Source organism: Hydrogenophaga sp., from assembly GCF_965657535.1.
In the GTDB taxonomy this organism is placed as follows: Bacteria; Pseudomonadota; Gammaproteobacteria; order Burkholderiales; family Burkholderiaceae_C; genus Hydrogenophaga.
Genome location: NZ_CBFHOP010000003.1, coordinates 444,093 through 460,976 on the forward strand (window position 1 = coordinate 444,093; position 16,884 = coordinate 460,976).

Genomic DNA, 16,884 nt, shown 5'->3' on the forward strand with positions numbered 1-16,884 from the left:
TCCTTGTGTTGATCGATGAACGTATGCTCGTTCAGCGGCGCTGACATTCAATGCGTCCTGAGCTTTTGCAAAAACGGTGCCAGCCAGCCGGGAACAAAACTTGCCTGAAATTCAGGCGTTTCCAGGGCATTCCCCGGCGCCAGAGACACCACGACTGCCCCATGACACACATACCGTCCCATTCAGCGTTCAAAAATGACACAGGGGAAACCCTTGGCCTGCTCCAACCAGGCAAGGCTTGTGACACGCGACGCGGCTTTTTGGGCCTGGGCGCGGCGCTGGCACTGGCCACCGCCCTGCCCCGCGCCAGGGCACAAGCTGGCAGCGCCGCCCACACCTGGCCGACCCGGCCGATTCAACTGATCGTGCCCTGGCCGGCCGGCGGCGCCACCGACTTGACCCTGCGTATCCTGTGTGAGGAGGCACAACCCCTGCTGGGCCAGCCCATCGTGGTGATCAACCGACCCGGCGCAGCGGGAACCCTGGTTGCGCAGCTGCTCAAGATGGCGCCCCCCGACGGCCACACCATTGGCCAGGTACCCATCACCGTTTACCGCCATGCGCTGATGAACCATGTGCCTTGGAACCCCCTGACCGACCTCAGCCCCATCGTGCAGGTGTCGGGCGTCACCTTTGGCGTGCTGGTGCCCGAGAGCAGCCCCTGGAAAAGCCTGAACGAACTGGTGGCATGGGCGCAGAAGCACCCGGGCGAACTGATTCTGGGTTCAACCGGCATCGGCACCACCGCCCACCTGGCCATGGAGGAAATTTTGCTGCAGCACAAGGTGCGCTATGTGCATGTGCCCTACAAAGGCACCGCCGACCAGATGCTGGCGGTGGCCGCTGGGCAGCTCATGGCGGGGGTGAATTCCACCGGCTTTGCGCCCTGGGTGGAACGCGGCCAGATTCGCCTGCTGGCGACTTTCGGCGCCCGGCGTAGCCCACGCTGGCCCGCTGTGCCCACCTTTCGTGAGCTGGGCTACGAACACGCGGTTTACACATCGCCCTGGGGGCTGGCCGCACCCCACGGTACGCCCGAGGCCGTGGTGCAACTGCTGCATGACGCGTTTCGCCAGGCCATGTTCAGCGACCGGCACCAGCAGGCGCTGGCACGCTACGATCAGCAGCTGGACTACTTGAACACGGCCGACTACCGACAGGCCGTTCAGGACACGGTCGAGCGCGAACGGCGCCTGCTCAAACGCATGAACCTGCTGGTCCAGCCGATCAGCTGACGGCTGCGCTCACCGACCCCACAAGCTTGAAACCCATGACGGAACACCTTCTGCTGAGTGCCCAGGGCCTGCACAAAGCCTACACCGGCAAGCCCGCACTCAAAGGCGTCAGCGTGGCACTGCACCCGGGCGAGATGCTGGCCTTGCTGGGCCCTAACGGCGCGGGCAAGTCCACCCTGCTGCAACTGCTGACTGGACTTTTCAGCCCCGATCAGGGCATCATCACCGTGATGGGGCACGACATGCACCGCCAGCCCAGCCGTGCGCTGGCTTCACTCGGTGTGGTGTTTCAGCAAAGCGCACTCGACATGGACCTGAGCGTCATGGCAAACCTGCTGTTTCATACCGACCTGCACGGCATACCCCGAGCCACCGCACGCCAGCGCATCGCCGACGGGCTGGGCGCGATGGGACTGGGAGAGCAAGTGAGTGCCGTGGTGCGAAGCCTCTCGGGCGGCACGCGGCGCAAGGTGGAGCTGGTGCGCGCCTTGCTACACCAGCCGCAGGTGCTGCTGATGGACGAGGCCACCGTGGGCCTGGACCCCGCGTCGCGCCAGCACTTGCTGGACACCGTGCGCGACCTGTGCCGCACGCGTGGCATGGCGGTGCTGTGGGCCACCCACCTCATTGAAGAAGCCAAAGTGGCCGATCGCCTGATGCTGCTGCACCAGGGCACGGTGCGGTTTGACGGCAGCATCGGCGCTTTCATGCTGGCTGCGCAGGGAGAAGACTTCCAGGCCGAAGTGCTGCGGCAGCTGGAAAAACCCACGCTTTGATCCGGCTCAGAGGCTGGCCTTTGCGGCGGCTTCCTCGGCATCCAGCTCGGCCATCTCGGCCTCGCTGAACACGCGCGAGCGCGTGTGAAACGCCTTGCCCTCTGGCCCTTCGAGCGAGAAGGTACCGCCGTGGCCTTCGATCACATCGATGATGAGCTGCGTGTGGCGCCAATAGGCGTATTGCGTCTTGCTCATGTAGAACTCGCAGCCACCGATGACGCCCAGCAACACATCGCCCTGGCCCATGGTGATTTCGCCCAGCAGGTAGCAGTTGGCCGCGCTGTTGTCGCAGCAGCCCCCGCTCTGGTGGAACATCAGGCTGGGGCCGTGTTTGGTTTTGAGGAACTCGATCAGCTCCAGCGCGGCCGGTGTGGCGAGGACTTTTTCAACCATGTCTGTCTCCTTGCTCAAATGGCAAACGCCGGAACGGCGAAAACCGTTTCGGCGCGAAGTGTCTGAACCCAGAACGCGGCGGAACTGGCTTTGCCAGGCCGCACCGCGTTGCCCCCTGGAGGGGGCTGAGGACCGCGGCTCCAAGCCTGCCTGCGCAGGCTTGGACGGGACGAAGAGTCATCGACTCTGACGATGACGCGGCCTGCAAGGCACGCGCCGCAGGCGCGGCGCGGGGGTGGGTCACAGGCCTCAGAAGAAACCCAGCTTGTTTTCCGAGTACGAAACCAGCAGGTTCTTGGTCTGCTGGTAATGGCCGAGCATGGCCTTGTGGTTTTCGCGGCCCAGGCCCGACTCTTTGTAACCACCGAACGCGGCGTGTGCCGGGTAAGCGTGGTAGCAGTTGGTCCACACGCGACCCGCCTTGATGGCGCGGCCCATGCGGTAAGCCACGTTGCCGTTGCGGCTCCACACGCCAGCGCCCAGGCCGTACAGCGTGTCGTTGGCCATTTCCAGCGCCTCGGCTTCGTCCTTGAAGGTGGTCACGGCCAGCACCGGGCCAAAGATCTCCTCCTGAAAAATGCGCATCTTGTTGTGGCCTTTGAACAGCGTGGGCTGCACGTAATAACCACCGTCCAGATCGCCACCCACCTTGGCCTGCTCGCCACCAATCAGCACCTCGGCGCCCTCGGCCTTGCCCAGCTCCAGGTAGCTCAGGATCTTGGTGAGCTGCTCTTTGGAAGCCTGCGCGCCCATCATGGTGTCGGTATCCAGCGGGCTGCCCATCTTGATGGCGGCCACACGCTTCAGCACGCGCTCCATGAACTTGTCGTAAATGCTTTCCTGGATCAAAGCACGGCTCGGGCAGGTGCAGACCTCACCCTGGTTGAACGCGAACAGCACCAGGCCTTCAATGGCTTTGTCGAGGAAGGCATCGTCTTTGTCCATGATGTCGGCAAAGAAGATGTTGGGCGACTTGCCACCCAGCTCCAGTGTGGCCGGAATCAGGTTGTTGGCGGCCGCCTGCGCGATCACGCGGCCTGTGGTGGTGGAACCGGTGAACGCGATTTTGGCGATGCGTTTGCTGGTCGCCAGCGGCATGCCGGCTTCGCGGCCATAACCGTTGACGATGTTCAGCACGCCCGGGGGCAACAGGTCGGCAATCAGCTCGATCAGGATCAACAGGCTGATAGGGGTGGACTCGGCGGGCTTCAACACGATGCAGTTGCCAGCAGCCAGGGCCGGCGGAATCTTCCAGGCGGCCATCAAAATCGGGAAGTTCCAGGGAATGATCTGGCCGACGACACCAAGGGGTTCCTTGAAGTGGTAGGCCACGGTGTTGCCGTCGATTTCACTCATGGAGCCTTCTTCGGCGCGCAGGCAGCCAGCGAAGTAGCGGAAGTGGTCCACGGCGAGCGGGATGTCGGCGTTCAGGGTTTCGCGGATCGGCTTGCCGTTGTCCACGGTTTCGGCGTAGGCCAGCAGTTCGAGGTTGGCTTCGAGGCGGTCGGCGATCTTCAGCAAGATATTGGAACGCGTGGTCGCGTCGGTCTTGCCCCAGGCATCGGCCGCAGCGTGCGCAGCGTCCAGTGCCAGCTCGATGTCTTCTGAGGTGGAGCGGGCGGCTTGCGTGTAGACCTTGCCGTTTACGGGCGAGATCACGTCAAAGTACTGACCCTTGACCGGCGCGACCCACTGGCCGCCGATGAAGTTGTTGTATTGGGCTTTGTAGGCAATCTTGGCGCCGGGGGTACCGGGTGCTGCGTAGAGCATGTCTGTCTTCCTCTGGAAATGGGTGTGAAACGAGATAAAGCCTGGATGGCCCCAACACACCCACAAGTTCCATGCCACGCCAGAAACACCGTCATTGCTGGATTTTTTGCTCTTTATTTTGATAAATTTGGGGGCAATGTGTCACTCCGTACGACACCTGTGCCAGACGCTGTTCAAGTCTGGTACGGAAGTCGACTGCATAGGTTCATGACGTGCCGATCGGCCCACATCAGCCTGCCACCGCAACCACCAAGGCTGCAGCAGGTACGCGCACTGCCGCGACATCACCGGGGTCACGTGCCCGCCGCGCGATGTCAGCCCGGGCGCTGTGAAGCCGGAGCAAACCGGTGTGCTAAACCGCCTAAGCGTCGCAACGGTTGTTGTCCTGGACGACGGACCGGTGCAGATGCTGGTGCCACACGTTGACACGGTTGGGCAAAGCGACCGTTACAGCTGCTGCGACCCTTGGTGCGCAGACCCAGGGTGCGGGGTTGGGTGCGCTCAGTCGCCCACCACCCGCACTTCGATGCGCTCCAGCCAGCGCACGTGGCGGGGACCAGATCGGGTGTCTTGCAGGGAGCGCAGCGCGGGCAAGCCGTCGGCGGCGATGAGGTCGCGCCCATCCTGCGAGCGCACCAGGATCACACCGTCCCCCAGCGCGCTGTTGTACAGCTCGCCCCACGAGAAGCTGACGCGGTAACCGTCTCGTGCGGTGAGCAGCAAGACAGCCCGGCGCAACGCCTGGCGGTTGGGCGAAAGACCGGCACGGTCGATCAAGTCGCGCAATGGAAAACCCTGGTAATGCACGGCGAGCTTGACCGTGCGGCCGTCTTGCTGCACCTCACGCGATTCGGCGTAATCGCGCCAGGGCAGCGCCTCCAGCTGCACGCGGGTAAGCACCAGCGGTGTCTGCACCGCCCCGCCCACACGCAGCAGGTGCTCGGTAACGTCTGGCGCCGGCGCCTGGGCCATCGGTGCGCTGGCCCAAAATGCCAGAGCCAGCGAAGTGCCGATGCCAAAGTTCCGTCGGTGCATCAAGGCACCCTCAAGGCGCACCGAAGCCATGGCGCGCCAGGATGGCCTGAGCGGGCGGCGCCAGCAGCGCCTTGGCAAACGCTGCAGCCGGCGCTGGCGCACCCTGGCGCACTGTCAGGCCGTAGGCAGCGCCCACCTGCAGTGCGGGCGGTACCGGCACCACTTGCAACGCGCTCACCTGCTGGCGTGCGGCCACGGCGTTGGTACAGTAAGTAAGAAACACGTCGGCTTGGCCTTGTTCCATCACCCAGGCGTACAGGTTGCGGCCCGCAGGCGCAGCGGGAGAAGCCGGCCCGCCGGTGAGCTGCAAGGCCTTGGTGGTGAGCTGGTTCCGGCTCCCTGCAACCACGGCCTCGGCCTTCTGAAACAGCGCCAGCGCGTAGTCGCCCGACGGGTCGGCTTTGGGGGTGGACATACCCAGCTTCACTTCGGGCCGAAGCAAAGTCTGCAGCAATTTGGCGGTGTTGACCGCCAACGCGGGTTGCACCAGCGCGCACAGGCTGTTGCGCACAAACACCGTCTGCGGCGCCCAGCCACCACCATCGCCCAGGCGCTGGGGATGCTGGGTGTCGGCCGACGCAAACACCTGGGCACCCTCGCCTTTCTCAATGCGCTCGCGCAGCAAGCCAGAAGGACCGAAGGTCAACACCAGCCGCTGCCCGGTGCGGGCCTCGTGATCGCGCGCAACCTCGGTGAGCGCGTCGCGCAGGCTGCCTGCGGCGTAGAGGACCACCGGGACCTCTTGCGCCACGGGTTCGGGATTTGATGAAGTCATCGAACAACCCGCCAGCGCCAGGGACAGACTGGCCCCCAACATCACGGACCTCATTTGGCTGGTCAGTAGACGTTGCCCTTTCAAGGGGTTGATGCAGCTGCGGCGCGGCGCTGGGGTGAACATCATTTTGCAGCGTTCGGGAAGAACAGCTGTTCGCCGCCGATCTTGTAGCCGGCAATCACGGCTTGGCCAGCGGGGCCAGTCACCCAGTCCACAAACTTCTGGCCATCGGCGGTTTTCACATTGGGGTGCTTGGCCGCACTCACCAGCATCACGCCGTACTGGTTGAACAGGCGCTTGTCACCCTCTACCAGCACGGTCAGGTCGGCGCGGTTCTTGAAGTTGAGCCAAGTGCCCCGGTCGGCCAGCACATATGCGCCGCTGCTGGAGCCAATGTTAAGCGCCGGGCCCATGCCGCAACCGCACTCCTTGTAACCGGCGCCCTTGTTCGCATCGGTTTCGGTCATCTTCCAGAAGCGCAGTTCGGCCGCGTGCGTGCCGCTTTTGTCGCCACGCGAGATGAAGGGCGCGTTGGCTGCGGCCACTTTTTTCAGCGCAACCACGATATCGCCGCCCTTTGTGCCGGCCGGGTCGGCCTTGGGGCCAATCAGCACGAAGTCGTTGTACATCACCTCCTGGCGCTTGGCGGCGAAGCCGTCAGCCACAAACTTTTCTTCAGCCACTTTGTCGTGCACGAACAGCACGTCGGCGTCGCCACGGCGCGCCATGTCAATGGCCTGGCCGGTGCCAAGCGCAACAACCTTCACATCGATGCCGCTGGCCTTCTTGAACTCGGGCAGCAGGTAGCTGAACAGACCCGATTGTTCGGTGGACGTGGTGGACGCCACGACGATGCTGCTTTGCGCAAAAACCGCTGCGCTGCCCAGCAGTCCAGCCGTGACAAGCCCGGCGGTAGCCAGCATGCGAACGGTGAGACGGCGGTTGAACGGACGGTTCAGTGGTTGTGTCGTGATCATGTGGTTTCTCCTTTGACGAACAGATGGGCCTGGGGGCTGTGCGCCTCCAGGTGGGTTGGGTTGAAAAAATCGTTCACAGGCAGGTCGGCCAACACACGGCCGCGCTCCAGGTAAATCACCCGGCTGGCCAGGCGCTTTACCTGGCCCAGGTTGTGGCTGCTGAACACCAGCGTGGGCGGGCGGCGCACGGGCAAGGGCGCCACGCTGGTGAATTCGGCAATCAGCGCCTCCACCTCGCGTTTGGCGTGCGGGTCCAGGCTGGCGGTGGGCTCGTCGAGCAGCCACACGTCGGGCTGCAGGGCCCATGCCCTGGCCAGCGCCAGGCGCTGCTGCTGCCCGCCCGACAGCGCCCGCGCGTTGCGCCCGGCCAGGTCCTGCATGTTGACCCGGGCCAGCGCCAGCGGCGCCTGCTCACGGGCTTGCGCCCAAGGCACACCCTGTAGCCACAGGCCCAGTGCAATGTTGTTCAGTGCGCTGAGGCGCAGCATGTGGGGCCGCTGAAAGAGCATGGCTTCTAACTGGCCCTCGGGCTTGCTCAACACGCCGGCTCGGATGCGCTGCAGGCCATGCAGCGTGCGCAGCAAGGTGCTCTTGCCGCTGCCGTTGGCGCCCACCAGCGCCACCCGTTCCCCGCTGGCGATCTTGAGCGTCACCGCGATCAGCGCAGCCAGCCGACCGGCTGGGCCCAGGTGCACCTCCACGTCGCGCAAGTCAAAGCAAGCGGGGGTGTGTACGTTCAATGGGGTCACTGGGGGTAAGCCGCTCATGGATTCATGCCACAGCCAAGGCCATGCCCACACCATCGGCGCGCTCGCGCCAGCGGCGCAACACGGCCACCAGCGCATTGAGCAGCAGCACCACGCTCAGCAACACCAGGCCCAAGCCCAGCGCCAAGGGCAGGTCGCCCTTGCTGGTTTCCAGCGCAATGGCGGTGGTCATCACGCGGGTGAAGCCCTCAATGTTGCCGCCCACGATCATCACAGCACCCACCTCGGACACCGCACGCCCAAAGGCCGTGATCAGCACGGTGAGCAACGCGTAGCGCTCGTCCCAGGCCAGCAGCAGGCTGCGCAGGGCCGTGCCCGCGCCGAGCGACTGCAGCTGCTCACCATGGCTGCGCTCGGCGTCTTCCACCACCTGGCGGGTTAGCGCGGTCACCAACGGCAGCACCAGCACCGCCTGCGCCAGCACCATGGCTTGAAAGCTGAACAGCCAGCCCAGAAAACCCAAGGGGCCAGAGCGCGACAACAGCAGATAGATCACCAGCCCGACCACCACCGAGGGCACGGCCAAAAACGTGTTGAGCAGCGTGAGCACCACACCGCGCCCGGCAAAACGCACTACGGCCAGCCAGGCGCCCAGCACCAGCCCGACGCCGCACGCCAGCGCGCAGGCCGTGGCGCTGACCGCAAGCGAGCGCAGCACCACCGTCCAGAGCCCGGCGTCGCCCGACAAAACCAGTTGCAGCGCCGTGGCGATGCTGTCCGAAAATGTATTCATGTTGCGCTGCAGCTTAGCGACCACAGCCCGTCTTGAGAGTACGTAATGACGCGGTATGAAGCGCCGAACATAGGCCCCGGGCAGCGAGCCGCGACGCTTGAGGCACACTGGCGGCCATGAGAAAGATCGAGCTGTCTTACAGCATCAAGGAGCGGTTCACCGAGCCGGCCACAGATCGGGCTCCCGAAGCCGCCAGTGCGGCGCCCGCCCCGGCGCACGCGATGCTGCGCAACCCCATGATGGATGTGTTGCATGCAGTCCGAGCGCGTGGTTCGATTTCGGCTGCCGCTCGGCAACTGGGTTTTTCTTACCGCCATGTGTGGGGCCAGCTCAAACAATGGGAAACCGAGCTGGGGCAGGAACTCATCGTCTGGGAACGCGGCCAGGCTGCGCTGCTGAGCCCGTTTGGCGAACGCCTGCTGATGGCCGAACGGCTGGCCCAAGCCCGGCTGGGGCCGCAGATGGAAAGCCTGCGCGCCGAGCTGGAGCGCGCTTTTGCGCTGGCTTTTGAACCCGACACGCTGCAGGCGGGGTCCGGAGTGCTGACGCTGTACGCCAGTCACGACCACGCCCTGAACGCCTTGCAGGACATGGCCCGCCAAGGAATGGACGGCTCGGGGCTGCACCTGGACATTCGCTATTGCGGCAGCGTGGACGCGATCCGGGCGCTGAACGAGGGCCGATGCGTACTGGCCGGCTTTCATACCCAGCCGTTTGCCGACGCCAACAGCTTGAGCGCCCGGACCTACCGCCCTTTGCTCAAGCCCGGCACACACAAGATCATCGGTTTTGCACGCCGCGTGCAAGGCCTCATGGTGGCACCGGGTAACCCGCTCAAGCTGCACGACATGGCTGATGTGGCCCGCCTGCAGGCCCGATTTGTCAACCGTGCCAAAGGCACCGGCACCCGCCTGCTGCTGGACGAGCTGATGGCCCAATGTGGCCTGGACCCGATCGACATCACCGGTTTTGACACCGTGGAAAGCTCACACGCCGCTGTGGCCCATGCCGTGGCCAGCGGCCACGCCGACGTGGGGCTGGGAACGGAATATGCAGCCCGCAACCAGGGCCTGGGTTTTGTGCCTCTCACCGACGAACGCTACCTGCTGGTGTGCTTGAAAGCGGCGCTGGAGACACCGGGCGTGCAACGCCTGCTGGCCCTGCTGAGCAGCCCGAAATGGCAAGCCACGCTCAACGCCTTGCCCGGCTATGCCAGCGACCACAGTGGCGAAGTCGCCGCCATGAAGCGGCTACTGCCGTGGTGGAAGTAAAGGCCCCCCCCACCGCCGGCTCACTGTGTGTACCCAACGCCGCCCCTGCAGGGGCTGACCGGCCACGGCCGCCTGTGGCATTCGCCTAAGCCACAGCAGCGGGCCCGCGATGGGTCGGGTGCCGTTAGAAAGCTTCTTTCTCCGCTTCCAGATAAGCCAGGCTGGTGTACTTGCCAATGTTGCTGTCAAAGCCGTCCATGGTCTTGGCGCGGCTGGCCACTCGGGGGTCCTCCAACACCCGGGCCTTGGCGCCGTCGAGCCCCACGCCGTCTTTCACGGCCTTCTCACACGGCTCGTAAATACCGTTCATGAAGGTGCCGTAGGTGTCGAGCAGGGTTTTGCTCCCCCGGCCGTGGCCAGGCACCCAGAGCTGGTCTCCCGCGGCCGCTTTGATCGCGTCGTAGTACTTGAAGGTGCCCAGGTAAGAGCCGTCGTCCATGTTGGCGATGCGGTTCTCCATGGCGATGTCGCCAATGTAGGTCAGCTTGTCCTGCACGATTTCCAGGCACAGGTCGGACGGCGTGTGGGCGCGACCGTAGTGGTGCAGCTTGATCTGCACATCACCGAAATCAAATACCTGGCCGTGCTGTACCGTCTGGTTGGGCGCAAACACCTTGGTTCCCAGCGTGGCCTGGTTGGTCCAGCGCTCCATCAGGCTGCGCCACAGGTTGCCCTCGTGTCCGGCGATCTGTTCACGCGTGTGGGCCAGCGCATGGATAGGCAGATCTTTGCCGTAGGCTTCCACAAAAGCGTGGTTGCCCAGCCAATGGTCGCCGTGGTAGTGGCTGTTAAACACCGCAATCACCGGCTTGTCGGTCACCTTTTTGATCATGCGAATCGCCATCTGGCCGATTTGCAGCGAAGCGCCGCTGTCCAGCACAACCACGCCTTTTTGTGTGATGACAAACAGCACGCTGGCCATCAGGCCCTGGTTTTCGGCCGTGGGAAAGCCGTCTTTGGCATACACCATCCAGACATGCTGGGACAGTTGCTCGGGCGCAACGTCGGGCACCGGCGGGCCTTCAATGAAGTCTTGCACCTGCTGGGCAAACAACCGCACCTCGGGCACCAGGGCCAGCCCAGCCACGCCCAGTCCGGCGCCGCCCACCATGCGCAGCCATTGGCGGCGGCTACGCACCAGCGCGCTCGACACATCCAGCGGTAAAGAAGGTTTGACGGGTTTCATGAGATGTCTCCTGCAGGGCGTCGTTATCAAATAAGCACATGCTTATTAAACAATGATAGAACCGCCAGCCACTCTAGGCAAGCACCTGCGCTGTCAGCCGACCCTTACGGGTAAACAGGGTAAGCCCAGCCATTCAGACCGACGTGTTTTTGACGGGCAGGCGCCGCGCAATTTCAGCCACCAACTGCCGCGCCAGCTGCAACTTGGAAGCCCGGGGCAGCTCGGTGGCGCCGTGTTCGTCCACCAGCAGCAGGGCGTTGTCGTCCTGCCCAAAGGTGTCGGGCCCAATATTGCCCACCAGCAGGGGCACGCCCTTGCGGGCCCGCTTGGCTTGCGCGTGAGCCAGCAGGTCGTGGCTTTCGGCGGCAAAGCCCACACAAAAGAGCGCGCCGCTGTGGGCGCGGCCGCTGGCGGCAATGCCGGCCAATATGTCGGGGTTTTCAACAAACGAGAGCGTGGGCGCGTCGCCCGAGCCATCTTTCTTGATCTTTTGGTCGGCTTCGGTGGCAGGTCGCCAGTCGGCCACAGCGGCGGCCGACACAAAAATGGTGGCGTTCTGGCACAGCAGGTTGAGCGTTTTTTGCATGTTCAGCGCCGACTTGACGTTGATACGCCCCACCCCGCGTGGCGTAGGCAGGCTCACCGGCCCGGCCACCAGGGTCACGTGCGCCCCCGCCTCGTGGGCCGCGCGCGCAATGGCAAACCCCATCTTGCCGCTGGACAGGTTGGTCAGCCCCCGCACCGGGTCAATGGCTTCAAACGTGGGTCCCGCGCTCACCAGCACATGCTGGCCAACCAGCACCTTGGGCGTGAAAAAGCGCACCAGCTCGTACAGAAGTTCTTCGGGCTCCAACATGCGGCCGTCGCCGGTCTCCCCGCAGGCCTGATCGCCAACGCCGACATCCAGCACCGTGGTGCCGTCGCTGCGCAGCTGGGCCACGTTGCGCTGTGTGGCCGGGTGCGCCCACATTTCACGGTTCATGGCCGGCGCCAAAATCAGCGGCACTTTGTCCAGCGGGCGCGCCAGGCACATCAGGCTCAGCAGGTCGTCGGCCCGGCCGTGCAGCAGCTTGGCCATGAAGTCGGCGCTCGCCGGGGCCACCAGAATCGCGTCGGCCTCACGGCTCAGGTTGATGTGCGGCATGTTGTTGTCCACCCCGGCCGCCGTGCGGGCGTCCCACTGCGAGGTGAACACCGGCCGGCCCGAGAGCGCCTGCAGCGTTACTGCGGTGATGAAATGCTCAGCTGCCTCGGTCATCACCACCTGCACGGTGGCACCCTGCTTGATCAGCGCACGGCACAACTCAGCGGCTTTGTAACAGGCAATGCCCCCGGAGAGGCCCAGGACGATGTGTTTTCCAGCGAGGTCGTTCATGCGCGCAATGTAGCAGCTTGGTTATCGGTCCCCAGCGGCCGGGCCGGGCCACCGTCGCAAAAATGGGCGCCATTTATAATCGCCATTTCCACCTCCTGCGAGCAAACGGCTCGCCCGAGACATGACCAAATTTGTGTTCGTCACCGGCGGTGTGGTGTCCTCCCTGGGCAAGGGCATCGCTTCTGCATCCTTGGCCGCGATTCTTGAATCGCGCGGCCTCAAAGTCACCCTCATCAAACTCGACCCGTACATCAACGTGGACCCGGGCACGATGTCGCCGTTCCAGCACGGCGAGGTGTTCGTCACCGACGACGGCGCCGAGACCGACCTGGACCTGGGCCACTATGAGCGTTTCATTGAAACGCGCATGAAAAAGACCAACAACTTCACCACCGGCAAGATCTACCAGTCGGTGCTGGAAAAAGAGCGCCGCGGCGACTACCTGGGCAAAACCGTGCAGGTCATTCCGCACGTCACCAACGAAATCCAGGACTTCATCAAGCGCGGCGCCGGCATCGGCACCCCAGACGCGGTGGACGTGGCCATTGTTGAAATTGGCGGCACCGTGGGCGACATCGAGTCGCTGCCGTTCCTGGAAGCCGTGCGCCAGATGAGCCTGCGCATGGGCCCCAACAACTCGGCCTTTGTGCACCTGAGCTATGTGCCCTGGATCGCCGCCGCCGGCGAGCTGAAAACCAAGCCCACGCAGCACACGGCGCAAAAGCTGCGCGAAATCGGTATCCAGGCCGACGCCCTGCTGTGCCGCGCCGACCGGCCCATTCCGGACGAAGAGCGCGCCAAGATTTCGCTGTTCTCCAACGTGCCCGAGTGGGGCGTGATCTCCATGTGGGACGTGGACACCATTTACAAGGTGCCGCGGATGCTGCACGAACAGGGCCTGGACGGCCTGATCTGCGACAAGCTGCGCCTGAACACGCCACCCACCAGCCTCAAGCGCTGGGACGAGCTGGTGTACGAGACCGAGCACCCGCAAGGTGAAGTGACCGTGGCCATGGTGGGCAAATACGTGGATTTGTCCGACAGCTACAAGTCGGTCAACGAAGCCTTGCGCCACGCCGGTATGCGCAACCATGTGCGCGTCAAGATCGACCACATCGACTCTGAAACCATTGAAGGCGATGTCTCGGCGCAGCTGTCCAAGTACGACGCCATTCTGGTTCCCGGCGGCTTCGGCCAACGCGGGGTCGAAGGCAAGATCAGCACCGCCCGGTTTGCCCGCGAGCACAAGGTGCCCTACCTGGGCATTTGCCTGGGCATGCAGGTGGCCACCATCGAATACGCCCGACATGTGGCCGGTTTGAAAGACGCCAACAGCACCGAATTCGACCCGGCCACGCCCCACCCGGTGATCGCACTCATCACCGAATGGAAAGACGCCGATGGCAGCATCCAGACGCGCGACACCAGCTCGGACCTGGGCGGCACCATGCGCCTGGGCGCGCAAACGTCTGACGTGCAGCCCGGCACGCTGGCCCACAGCATTTACGGCAACGAAGTGACCGAACGTCACCGCCACCGCTTTGAAGCCAACGTGAACTACCTCGACCAGCTGCGCCAGGCCGGCCTGGTGATCTCGGCGCAAACCCAGCGCGAACAGCTCACCGAAATGGTCGAACTGCCCCAAAGCGTTCACCCCTGGTACATCGGCGTGCAGTTTCACCCCGAATTCAAGTCCACACCGTGGAATGGCCACCCGCTGTTCAACGCGTTCATCAAGGCAGCTATGGAACACCAGCAAACCCGTGCAACGGCCAAGGCCTGACCAGGACGCACCCCATGAAACTTTGCGGATTTGACGTTGGCCTGGACCAGCCCTTCTTTCTGATTGCGGGCACCTGTTCCATTGAGGGGCTGCAAATGTCCATTGACGTGGCGGGCCAACTCAAGGAGGCCTGCAACGCGCTCGGCATTCCGCTCATTTATAAAGGCTCGTTCGACAAGGCCAACCGGTCGTCGGGCACCAGCCAGCGAGGCGTGGGTCTGGAGGCTGGCCTGAACATTCTGGAAGAAGTGCGCCGCCAGCTGGGCCTGCCGATCCTGACCGACGTGCACGACACGTCCCATGTGGCCGAGGTGGCCAGCGTGGTGGACGTGCTGCAAACGCCCGCCTTTCTGTGCCGCCAGACCGATTTCATCCGCGCCGTGGCCCAATCCGGCAAGCCGGTGAACATCAAAAAAGGCCAGTTTCTGGCCCCTTGGGACATGACCAACGTGATCGACAAAGCCCGCGCCGCCGCACGCGAGGTTGGCCTGTCCGAAGACCGCTTTCTCGCCTGCGAGCGCGGTGTGAGCTTTGGCTACAACAACCTCGTGGCCGACATGACCAGCCTGGCCGAAATGCGCAAGTCGGGCGCGCCGGTGGTGTTTGACGTGACCCACTCGGTGCAAAAGCCAGGCGGCTTAGGCGCTGTGAGCGGCGGTGCCCGCGACATGGTGCCCGTGCTGGCCCGCGCTGGCGTGGCCGCTGGCGTGGCCGGCCTGTTCATGGAAACGCATCCGAACCCGTCAGAAGCCTGGTCGGACGGCCCCAACGCCGTGCCACTCAAACACATGAAGGCGCTGCTGCAAACGCTGGTGGCGCTGGATTCCGTAACCAAAACGAATCCACTGCTGGAGAACAACTTCGAATGAATGCGTACATCATTGCGGACGTGACCGTTACCAACGAAGACCAGATGAAGCTCTACCGCGAGTGGAGCACGCGCGCCATGCAGGAACATGGTGCCGAAGTGCTGGTGCGCGGTGGCCGCATGGAGTCGCTGGAAGGCGACTGGAACCCGCAGCGCATCGTGGTACTGAAGTTCAAAGACCTGGCTTCGGCCCGCGCCTATTACGACTCTGAAACTTACACGCAAGCGCGCAAGGTGCGCGAAGGTGCCGGCTCGATCCGCATGGTGGCGGTCGAGGGCATCTGACCTGCACCCCACCGCCAGACCATTTTTTGTTTTATTGACCAAAGGTAGACAACATGAGTGCAATCGTTGACATCGTCGGCCGCGAAATCCTGGACAGCCGAGGCAACCCCACCGTCGAATGCGACGTGCTGCTGGAAAGCGGCGTGATGGGCCGTGCGGCCGTGCCGTCGGGCGCCTCCACCGGCAGCCGCGAAGCCATTGAGCTGCGCGACGGCGACAAGAGCCGTTACCTCGGCAAGGGCGTGCTTAAGGCGGTTGAACACATCAACACCGAAATTTCTGAAGCTGTGCTGGGCCTGGACGCTTCCGAGCAGGCTTTTCTGGACAAGACCCTGATCGACCTGGACGGCACCGACAACAAAGGCCGCCTGGGCGCCAACGCCATGCTGGCGGTTTCGATGGCCGTGGCCCGCGCCGCCGCTGAAGAGGCGGGTCTACCGCTGTACCGTTACTTTGGCGGCATGGGTGCGGTGCAAATGCCCGTGCCGATGATGAACGTCATCAACGGTGGCGAGCACGCCAACAACAACCTCGATTTGCAAGAGCTGATGATCATCCCCGTGGGGGCACCCAGCTTTCGCGAAGCCCTGCGTTGGGGCGCCGAGGTGTTCCACGCGCTCAAGAAAATTCTGCACGACCGTGGCATCAGCACCGCGGTGGGCGACGAAGGCGGCTTTGCACCGAGCGTCGAAAACCACGAAGCCGCAATCGAGATGATTCTGGAAGCCATCGACAAAGCTGGCTACACCGCCGGCGAACAGATTGCTCTCGGCCTGGACTGCGCGGCCTCCGAGTTCTACAAGGACGGCATGTACGTGCTGGAAGGCGAAGGCGGCATCCGCCTGAACGCCGAACAGTGGACCGACATGATGGCCAACTGGGTCGACAAGTACCCCATCATTTCCATTGAAGACGGCATGGCCGAAGGCGACTGGGACGGCTGGAAGCTGATGACCGACCGCCTGGGCCAAAAGGTGCAGATCGTGGGCGACGACCTGTTCGTCACCAACACCAAGATCTTGAAAGAAGGCATCGACAAAGGCATTGCCAACTCGATCCTGATCAAGATCAACCAGATCGGTACGCTGACCGAAACGTTTGCCGCCATTGAAATGGCCAAACGCGCGGGCTACACCGCCGTCATTTCGCACCGGTCGGGCGAAACCGAAGACAGCACCATTGCCGACATCGCCGTGGGCACCAACGCTGGCCAGATCAAGACCGGCTCGATCTCACGCTCAGACCGCATGGCCAAGTACAACCAGCTGCTGCGCATTGAAGAAGACCTGGGCGAAGTGGCGTACTACCCCGGCCGCGCTGCGTTTTACAACCTGAAGTGAACCCCGGCGCCTGACACGCTGGACGCACCATGGGTTCGCGCTTGATCTCTCCCCTGCTGATCGGGCTGCTGCTCGTGCTGCACGCGCAGCTGTGGTTTGGGCGTGGCAGCGTGCCCCAGGTGGCCAACATGAAACAGCAGCTGGCCGAGCGGGACCACAGCAACCGCGAAGCCCAGCAGCGCAACGACAGCCTGGCGGCCGAGGTGCGCGATCTGCAAGAAGGCCTGGACATGGTGGAAGAACTGGCCCGCCAGGAACTCGGTATGGTCAAGCCCAACGAAATCTTCGTTCAGATCGCCCAGGGCAAACGCTGAG

General features: G+C 63.7%; 17 protein-coding genes. 8 read left to right on the top strand and 9 right to left on the bottom strand.

Features of this window, described 5'->3' with window-relative positions; translation table 11 throughout:
• The first annotated feature begins 161 nt into the window (after positions 1–161).
• Complete coding sequence (locus ACTG4K_RS07375; protein ID WP_439113533.1) at positions 162–1,235, top strand: tripartite tricarboxylate transporter substrate binding protein; 1,074 nt, start codon at positions 162–164, stop codon at positions 1,233–1,235.
• 35 nt (positions 1,236–1,270) lie between these two features.
• On the top strand, positions 1,271–2,011 hold the full coding sequence (locus ACTG4K_RS07380) for an ATP-binding cassette domain-containing protein (protein ID WP_439113534.1): 741 nt from the start codon (positions 1,271–1,273) through the stop codon (positions 2,009–2,011).
• A 6-nt stretch (positions 2,012–2,017) separates the two neighbouring features.
• Here the strand turns inward: ACTG4K_RS07380 and ACTG4K_RS07385 are convergent, their stop codons facing one another.
• The 7 genes from ACTG4K_RS07385 to ACTG4K_RS07415 all read right to left on the bottom strand — a co-directional run bounded on the left by ACTG4K_RS07385 (position 2,018) and on the right by ACTG4K_RS07415 (position 8,461).
• A complete protein-coding gene (locus tag ACTG4K_RS07385; RefSeq protein ID WP_439113535.1) occupies positions 2,018–2,404 on the bottom strand; it encodes a DUF779 domain-containing protein in 387 nt (128 codons plus the stop codon).
• Between the two features lie 249 nt (positions 2,405–2,653).
• Positions 2,654–4,174 (bottom strand): acetaldehyde dehydrogenase ExaC, encoded by a 1,521-nt coding sequence (gene exaC, locus ACTG4K_RS07390; RefSeq protein ID WP_439113536.1) that lies wholly within the window; start codon positions 4,172–4,174, stop codon positions 2,654–2,656.
• A 501-nt stretch (positions 4,175–4,675) separates the two neighbouring features.
• The gene (locus ACTG4K_RS07395; protein WP_439113537.1) at positions 4,676–5,209 is read right to left on the bottom strand and encodes a molybdopterin-dependent oxidoreductase; all 534 of its coding nucleotides are present in this window, start codon (positions 5,207–5,209) and stop codon (positions 4,676–4,678) included.
• A gap of 10 nt (positions 5,210–5,219) precedes the next feature.
• Positions 5,220–6,026 (bottom strand): molybdate ABC transporter substrate-binding protein, encoded by an 807-nt coding sequence (locus tag ACTG4K_RS07400; RefSeq protein WP_439113538.1) that lies wholly within the window; start codon positions 6,024–6,026, stop codon positions 5,220–5,222.
• A gap of 80 nt (positions 6,027–6,106) precedes the next feature.
• The gene (locus ACTG4K_RS07405) at positions 6,107–6,907 is read right to left on the bottom strand and encodes a substrate-binding domain-containing protein (RefSeq protein ID WP_439113596.1); all 801 of its coding nucleotides are present in this window, start codon (positions 6,905–6,907) and stop codon (positions 6,107–6,109) included.
• A 50-nt stretch (positions 6,908–6,957) separates the two neighbouring features.
• Complete coding sequence (locus ACTG4K_RS07410; protein ID WP_439113539.1) at positions 6,958–7,728, bottom strand: ATP-binding cassette domain-containing protein; 771 nt, start codon at positions 7,726–7,728, stop codon at positions 6,958–6,960.
• Between the two features lie 4 nt (positions 7,729–7,732).
• A complete protein-coding gene (locus ACTG4K_RS07415; protein ID WP_439113540.1) occupies positions 7,733–8,461 on the bottom strand; it encodes an ABC transporter permease in 729 nt (242 codons plus the stop codon).
• 116 nt (positions 8,462–8,577) lie between these two features.
• Here ACTG4K_RS07415 and ACTG4K_RS07420 point away from each other — a divergent pair, with 116 nt between their 5' ends.
• Positions 8,578–9,732 carry a substrate-binding domain-containing protein gene (locus ACTG4K_RS07420; protein ID WP_439113541.1) on the top strand — a complete coding sequence of 385 codons (1,155 nt, stop codon included), beginning with the start codon at positions 8,578–8,580 and terminating at the stop codon, positions 9,730–9,732.
• Between the two features lie 124 nt (positions 9,733–9,856).
• Here ACTG4K_RS07420 and ACTG4K_RS07425 read toward each other — a convergent pair whose 3' ends face one another.
• Together ACTG4K_RS07425 and coaBC are read right to left on the bottom strand one after the other, a co-directional pair.
• Complete coding sequence (locus tag ACTG4K_RS07425; protein WP_439113542.1) at positions 9,857–10,918, bottom strand: MBL fold metallo-hydrolase; 1,062 nt, start codon at positions 10,916–10,918, stop codon at positions 9,857–9,859.
• Between the two features lie 133 nt (positions 10,919–11,051).
• Complete coding sequence (coaBC, locus tag ACTG4K_RS07430; protein ID WP_439113543.1) at positions 11,052–12,293, bottom strand: bifunctional phosphopantothenoylcysteine decarboxylase/phosphopantothenate--cysteine ligase CoaBC; 1,242 nt, start codon at positions 12,291–12,293, stop codon at positions 11,052–11,054.
• Between the two features lie 121 nt (positions 12,294–12,414).
• Between coaBC and ACTG4K_RS07435 the strand changes: the two genes are divergently transcribed.
• Genes ACTG4K_RS07435 through ACTG4K_RS07455 form a run of 5 tightly spaced genes read left to right on the top strand, consistent with a single transcriptional unit; the run spans position 12,415 to position 16,883 of the window.
• Positions 12,415–14,076 (top strand): CTP synthase, encoded by a 1,662-nt coding sequence (locus ACTG4K_RS07435; RefSeq protein ID WP_439113544.1) that lies wholly within the window; start codon positions 12,415–12,417, stop codon positions 14,074–14,076.
• Positions 14,077–14,090: 14 nt separating this feature from the next.
• Positions 14,091–14,945, top strand: a complete 855-nt coding sequence (kdsA, locus tag ACTG4K_RS07440) for a 3-deoxy-8-phosphooctulonate synthase (RefSeq protein ID WP_439113545.1) — start codon at positions 14,091–14,093, stop codon at positions 14,943–14,945.
• Positions 14,942–15,229 (top strand): DUF1330 domain-containing protein, encoded by a 288-nt coding sequence (locus tag ACTG4K_RS07445; RefSeq protein WP_439113546.1) that lies wholly within the window; start codon positions 14,942–14,944, stop codon positions 15,227–15,229. The genes kdsA and ACTG4K_RS07445 overlap by 4 nt, the downstream gene beginning before the upstream one ends.
• 53 nt (positions 15,230–15,282) lie before the next feature.
• Positions 15,283–16,569 (top strand): phosphopyruvate hydratase, encoded by a 1,287-nt coding sequence (eno, locus tag ACTG4K_RS07450; protein WP_439113547.1) that lies wholly within the window; start codon positions 15,283–15,285, stop codon positions 16,567–16,569.
• Between the two features lie 29 nt (positions 16,570–16,598).
• Complete coding sequence (locus ACTG4K_RS07455; RefSeq protein ID WP_439113548.1) at positions 16,599–16,883, top strand: septum formation initiator family protein; 285 nt, start codon at positions 16,599–16,601, stop codon at positions 16,881–16,883.
• Position 16,884: the final 1 nt, after the last annotated feature.

Excerpts from the sequence above, each read along its gene's own strand:
- ACTG4K_RS07445 (WP_439113546.1), top strand. The coding sequence starts at position 14,942 with ATGAATGCGTACATCATTGCGGACGTGACCGTTACCAACGAAGACCAG.
- ACTG4K_RS07420 (WP_439113541.1), top strand. The coding sequence starts at position 8,578 with ATGAGAAAGATCGAGCTGTCTTACAGCATCAAGGAGCGGTTCACCGAG.
- ACTG4K_RS07375 (WP_439113533.1), top strand. The coding sequence starts at position 162 with ATGACACACATACCGTCCCATTCAGCGTTCAAAAATGACACAGGGGAA.
- kdsA (WP_439113545.1), top strand. The coding sequence starts at position 14,091 with ATGAAACTTTGCGGATTTGACGTTGGCCTGGACCAGCCCTTCTTTCTG.
- ACTG4K_RS07395 (WP_439113537.1), bottom strand. The coding sequence starts at position 5,209 with ATGCACCGACGGAACTTTGGCATCGGCACTTCGCTGGCTCTGGCATTT.
- ACTG4K_RS07410 (WP_439113539.1), bottom strand. The coding sequence starts at position 7,728 with ATGAGCGGCTTACCCCCAGTGACCCCATTGAACGTACACACCCCCGCT.
- ACTG4K_RS07415 (WP_439113540.1), bottom strand. The coding sequence starts at position 8,461 with ATGAATACATTTTCGGACAGCATCGCCACGGCGCTGCAACTGGTTTTG.
- ACTG4K_RS07425 (WP_439113542.1), bottom strand. The coding sequence starts at position 10,918 with ATGAAACCCGTCAAACCTTCTTTACCGCTGGATGTGTCGAGCGCGCTG.
- ACTG4K_RS07455 (WP_439113548.1), top strand. The coding sequence starts at position 16,599 with ATGGGTTCGCGCTTGATCTCTCCCCTGCTGATCGGGCTGCTGCTCGTG.
- ACTG4K_RS07400 (WP_439113538.1), bottom strand. The coding sequence starts at position 6,026 with ATGTTGGGGGCCAGTCTGTCCCTGGCGCTGGCGGGTTGTTCGATGACT.
- ACTG4K_RS07405 (WP_439113596.1), bottom strand. The coding sequence starts at position 6,907 with ATGCTGGCTACCGCCGGGCTTGTCACGGCTGGACTGCTGGGCAGCGCA.
- exaC (WP_439113536.1), bottom strand. The coding sequence starts at position 4,174 with ATGCTCTACGCAGCACCCGGTACCCCCGGCGCCAAGATTGCCTACAAA.
- ACTG4K_RS07385 (WP_439113535.1), bottom strand. The coding sequence starts at position 2,404 with ATGGTTGAAAAAGTCCTCGCCACACCGGCCGCGCTGGAGCTGATCGAG.
- ACTG4K_RS07380 (WP_439113534.1), top strand. The coding sequence starts at position 1,271 with ATGACGGAACACCTTCTGCTGAGTGCCCAGGGCCTGCACAAAGCCTAC.
- ACTG4K_RS07435 (WP_439113544.1), top strand. The coding sequence starts at position 12,415 with ATGACCAAATTTGTGTTCGTCACCGGCGGTGTGGTGTCCTCCCTGGGC.
- coaBC (WP_439113543.1), bottom strand. The coding sequence starts at position 12,293 with ATGAACGACCTCGCTGGAAAACACATCGTCCTGGGCCTCTCCGGGGGC.
- eno (WP_439113547.1), top strand. The coding sequence starts at position 15,283 with ATGAGTGCAATCGTTGACATCGTCGGCCGCGAAATCCTGGACAGCCGA.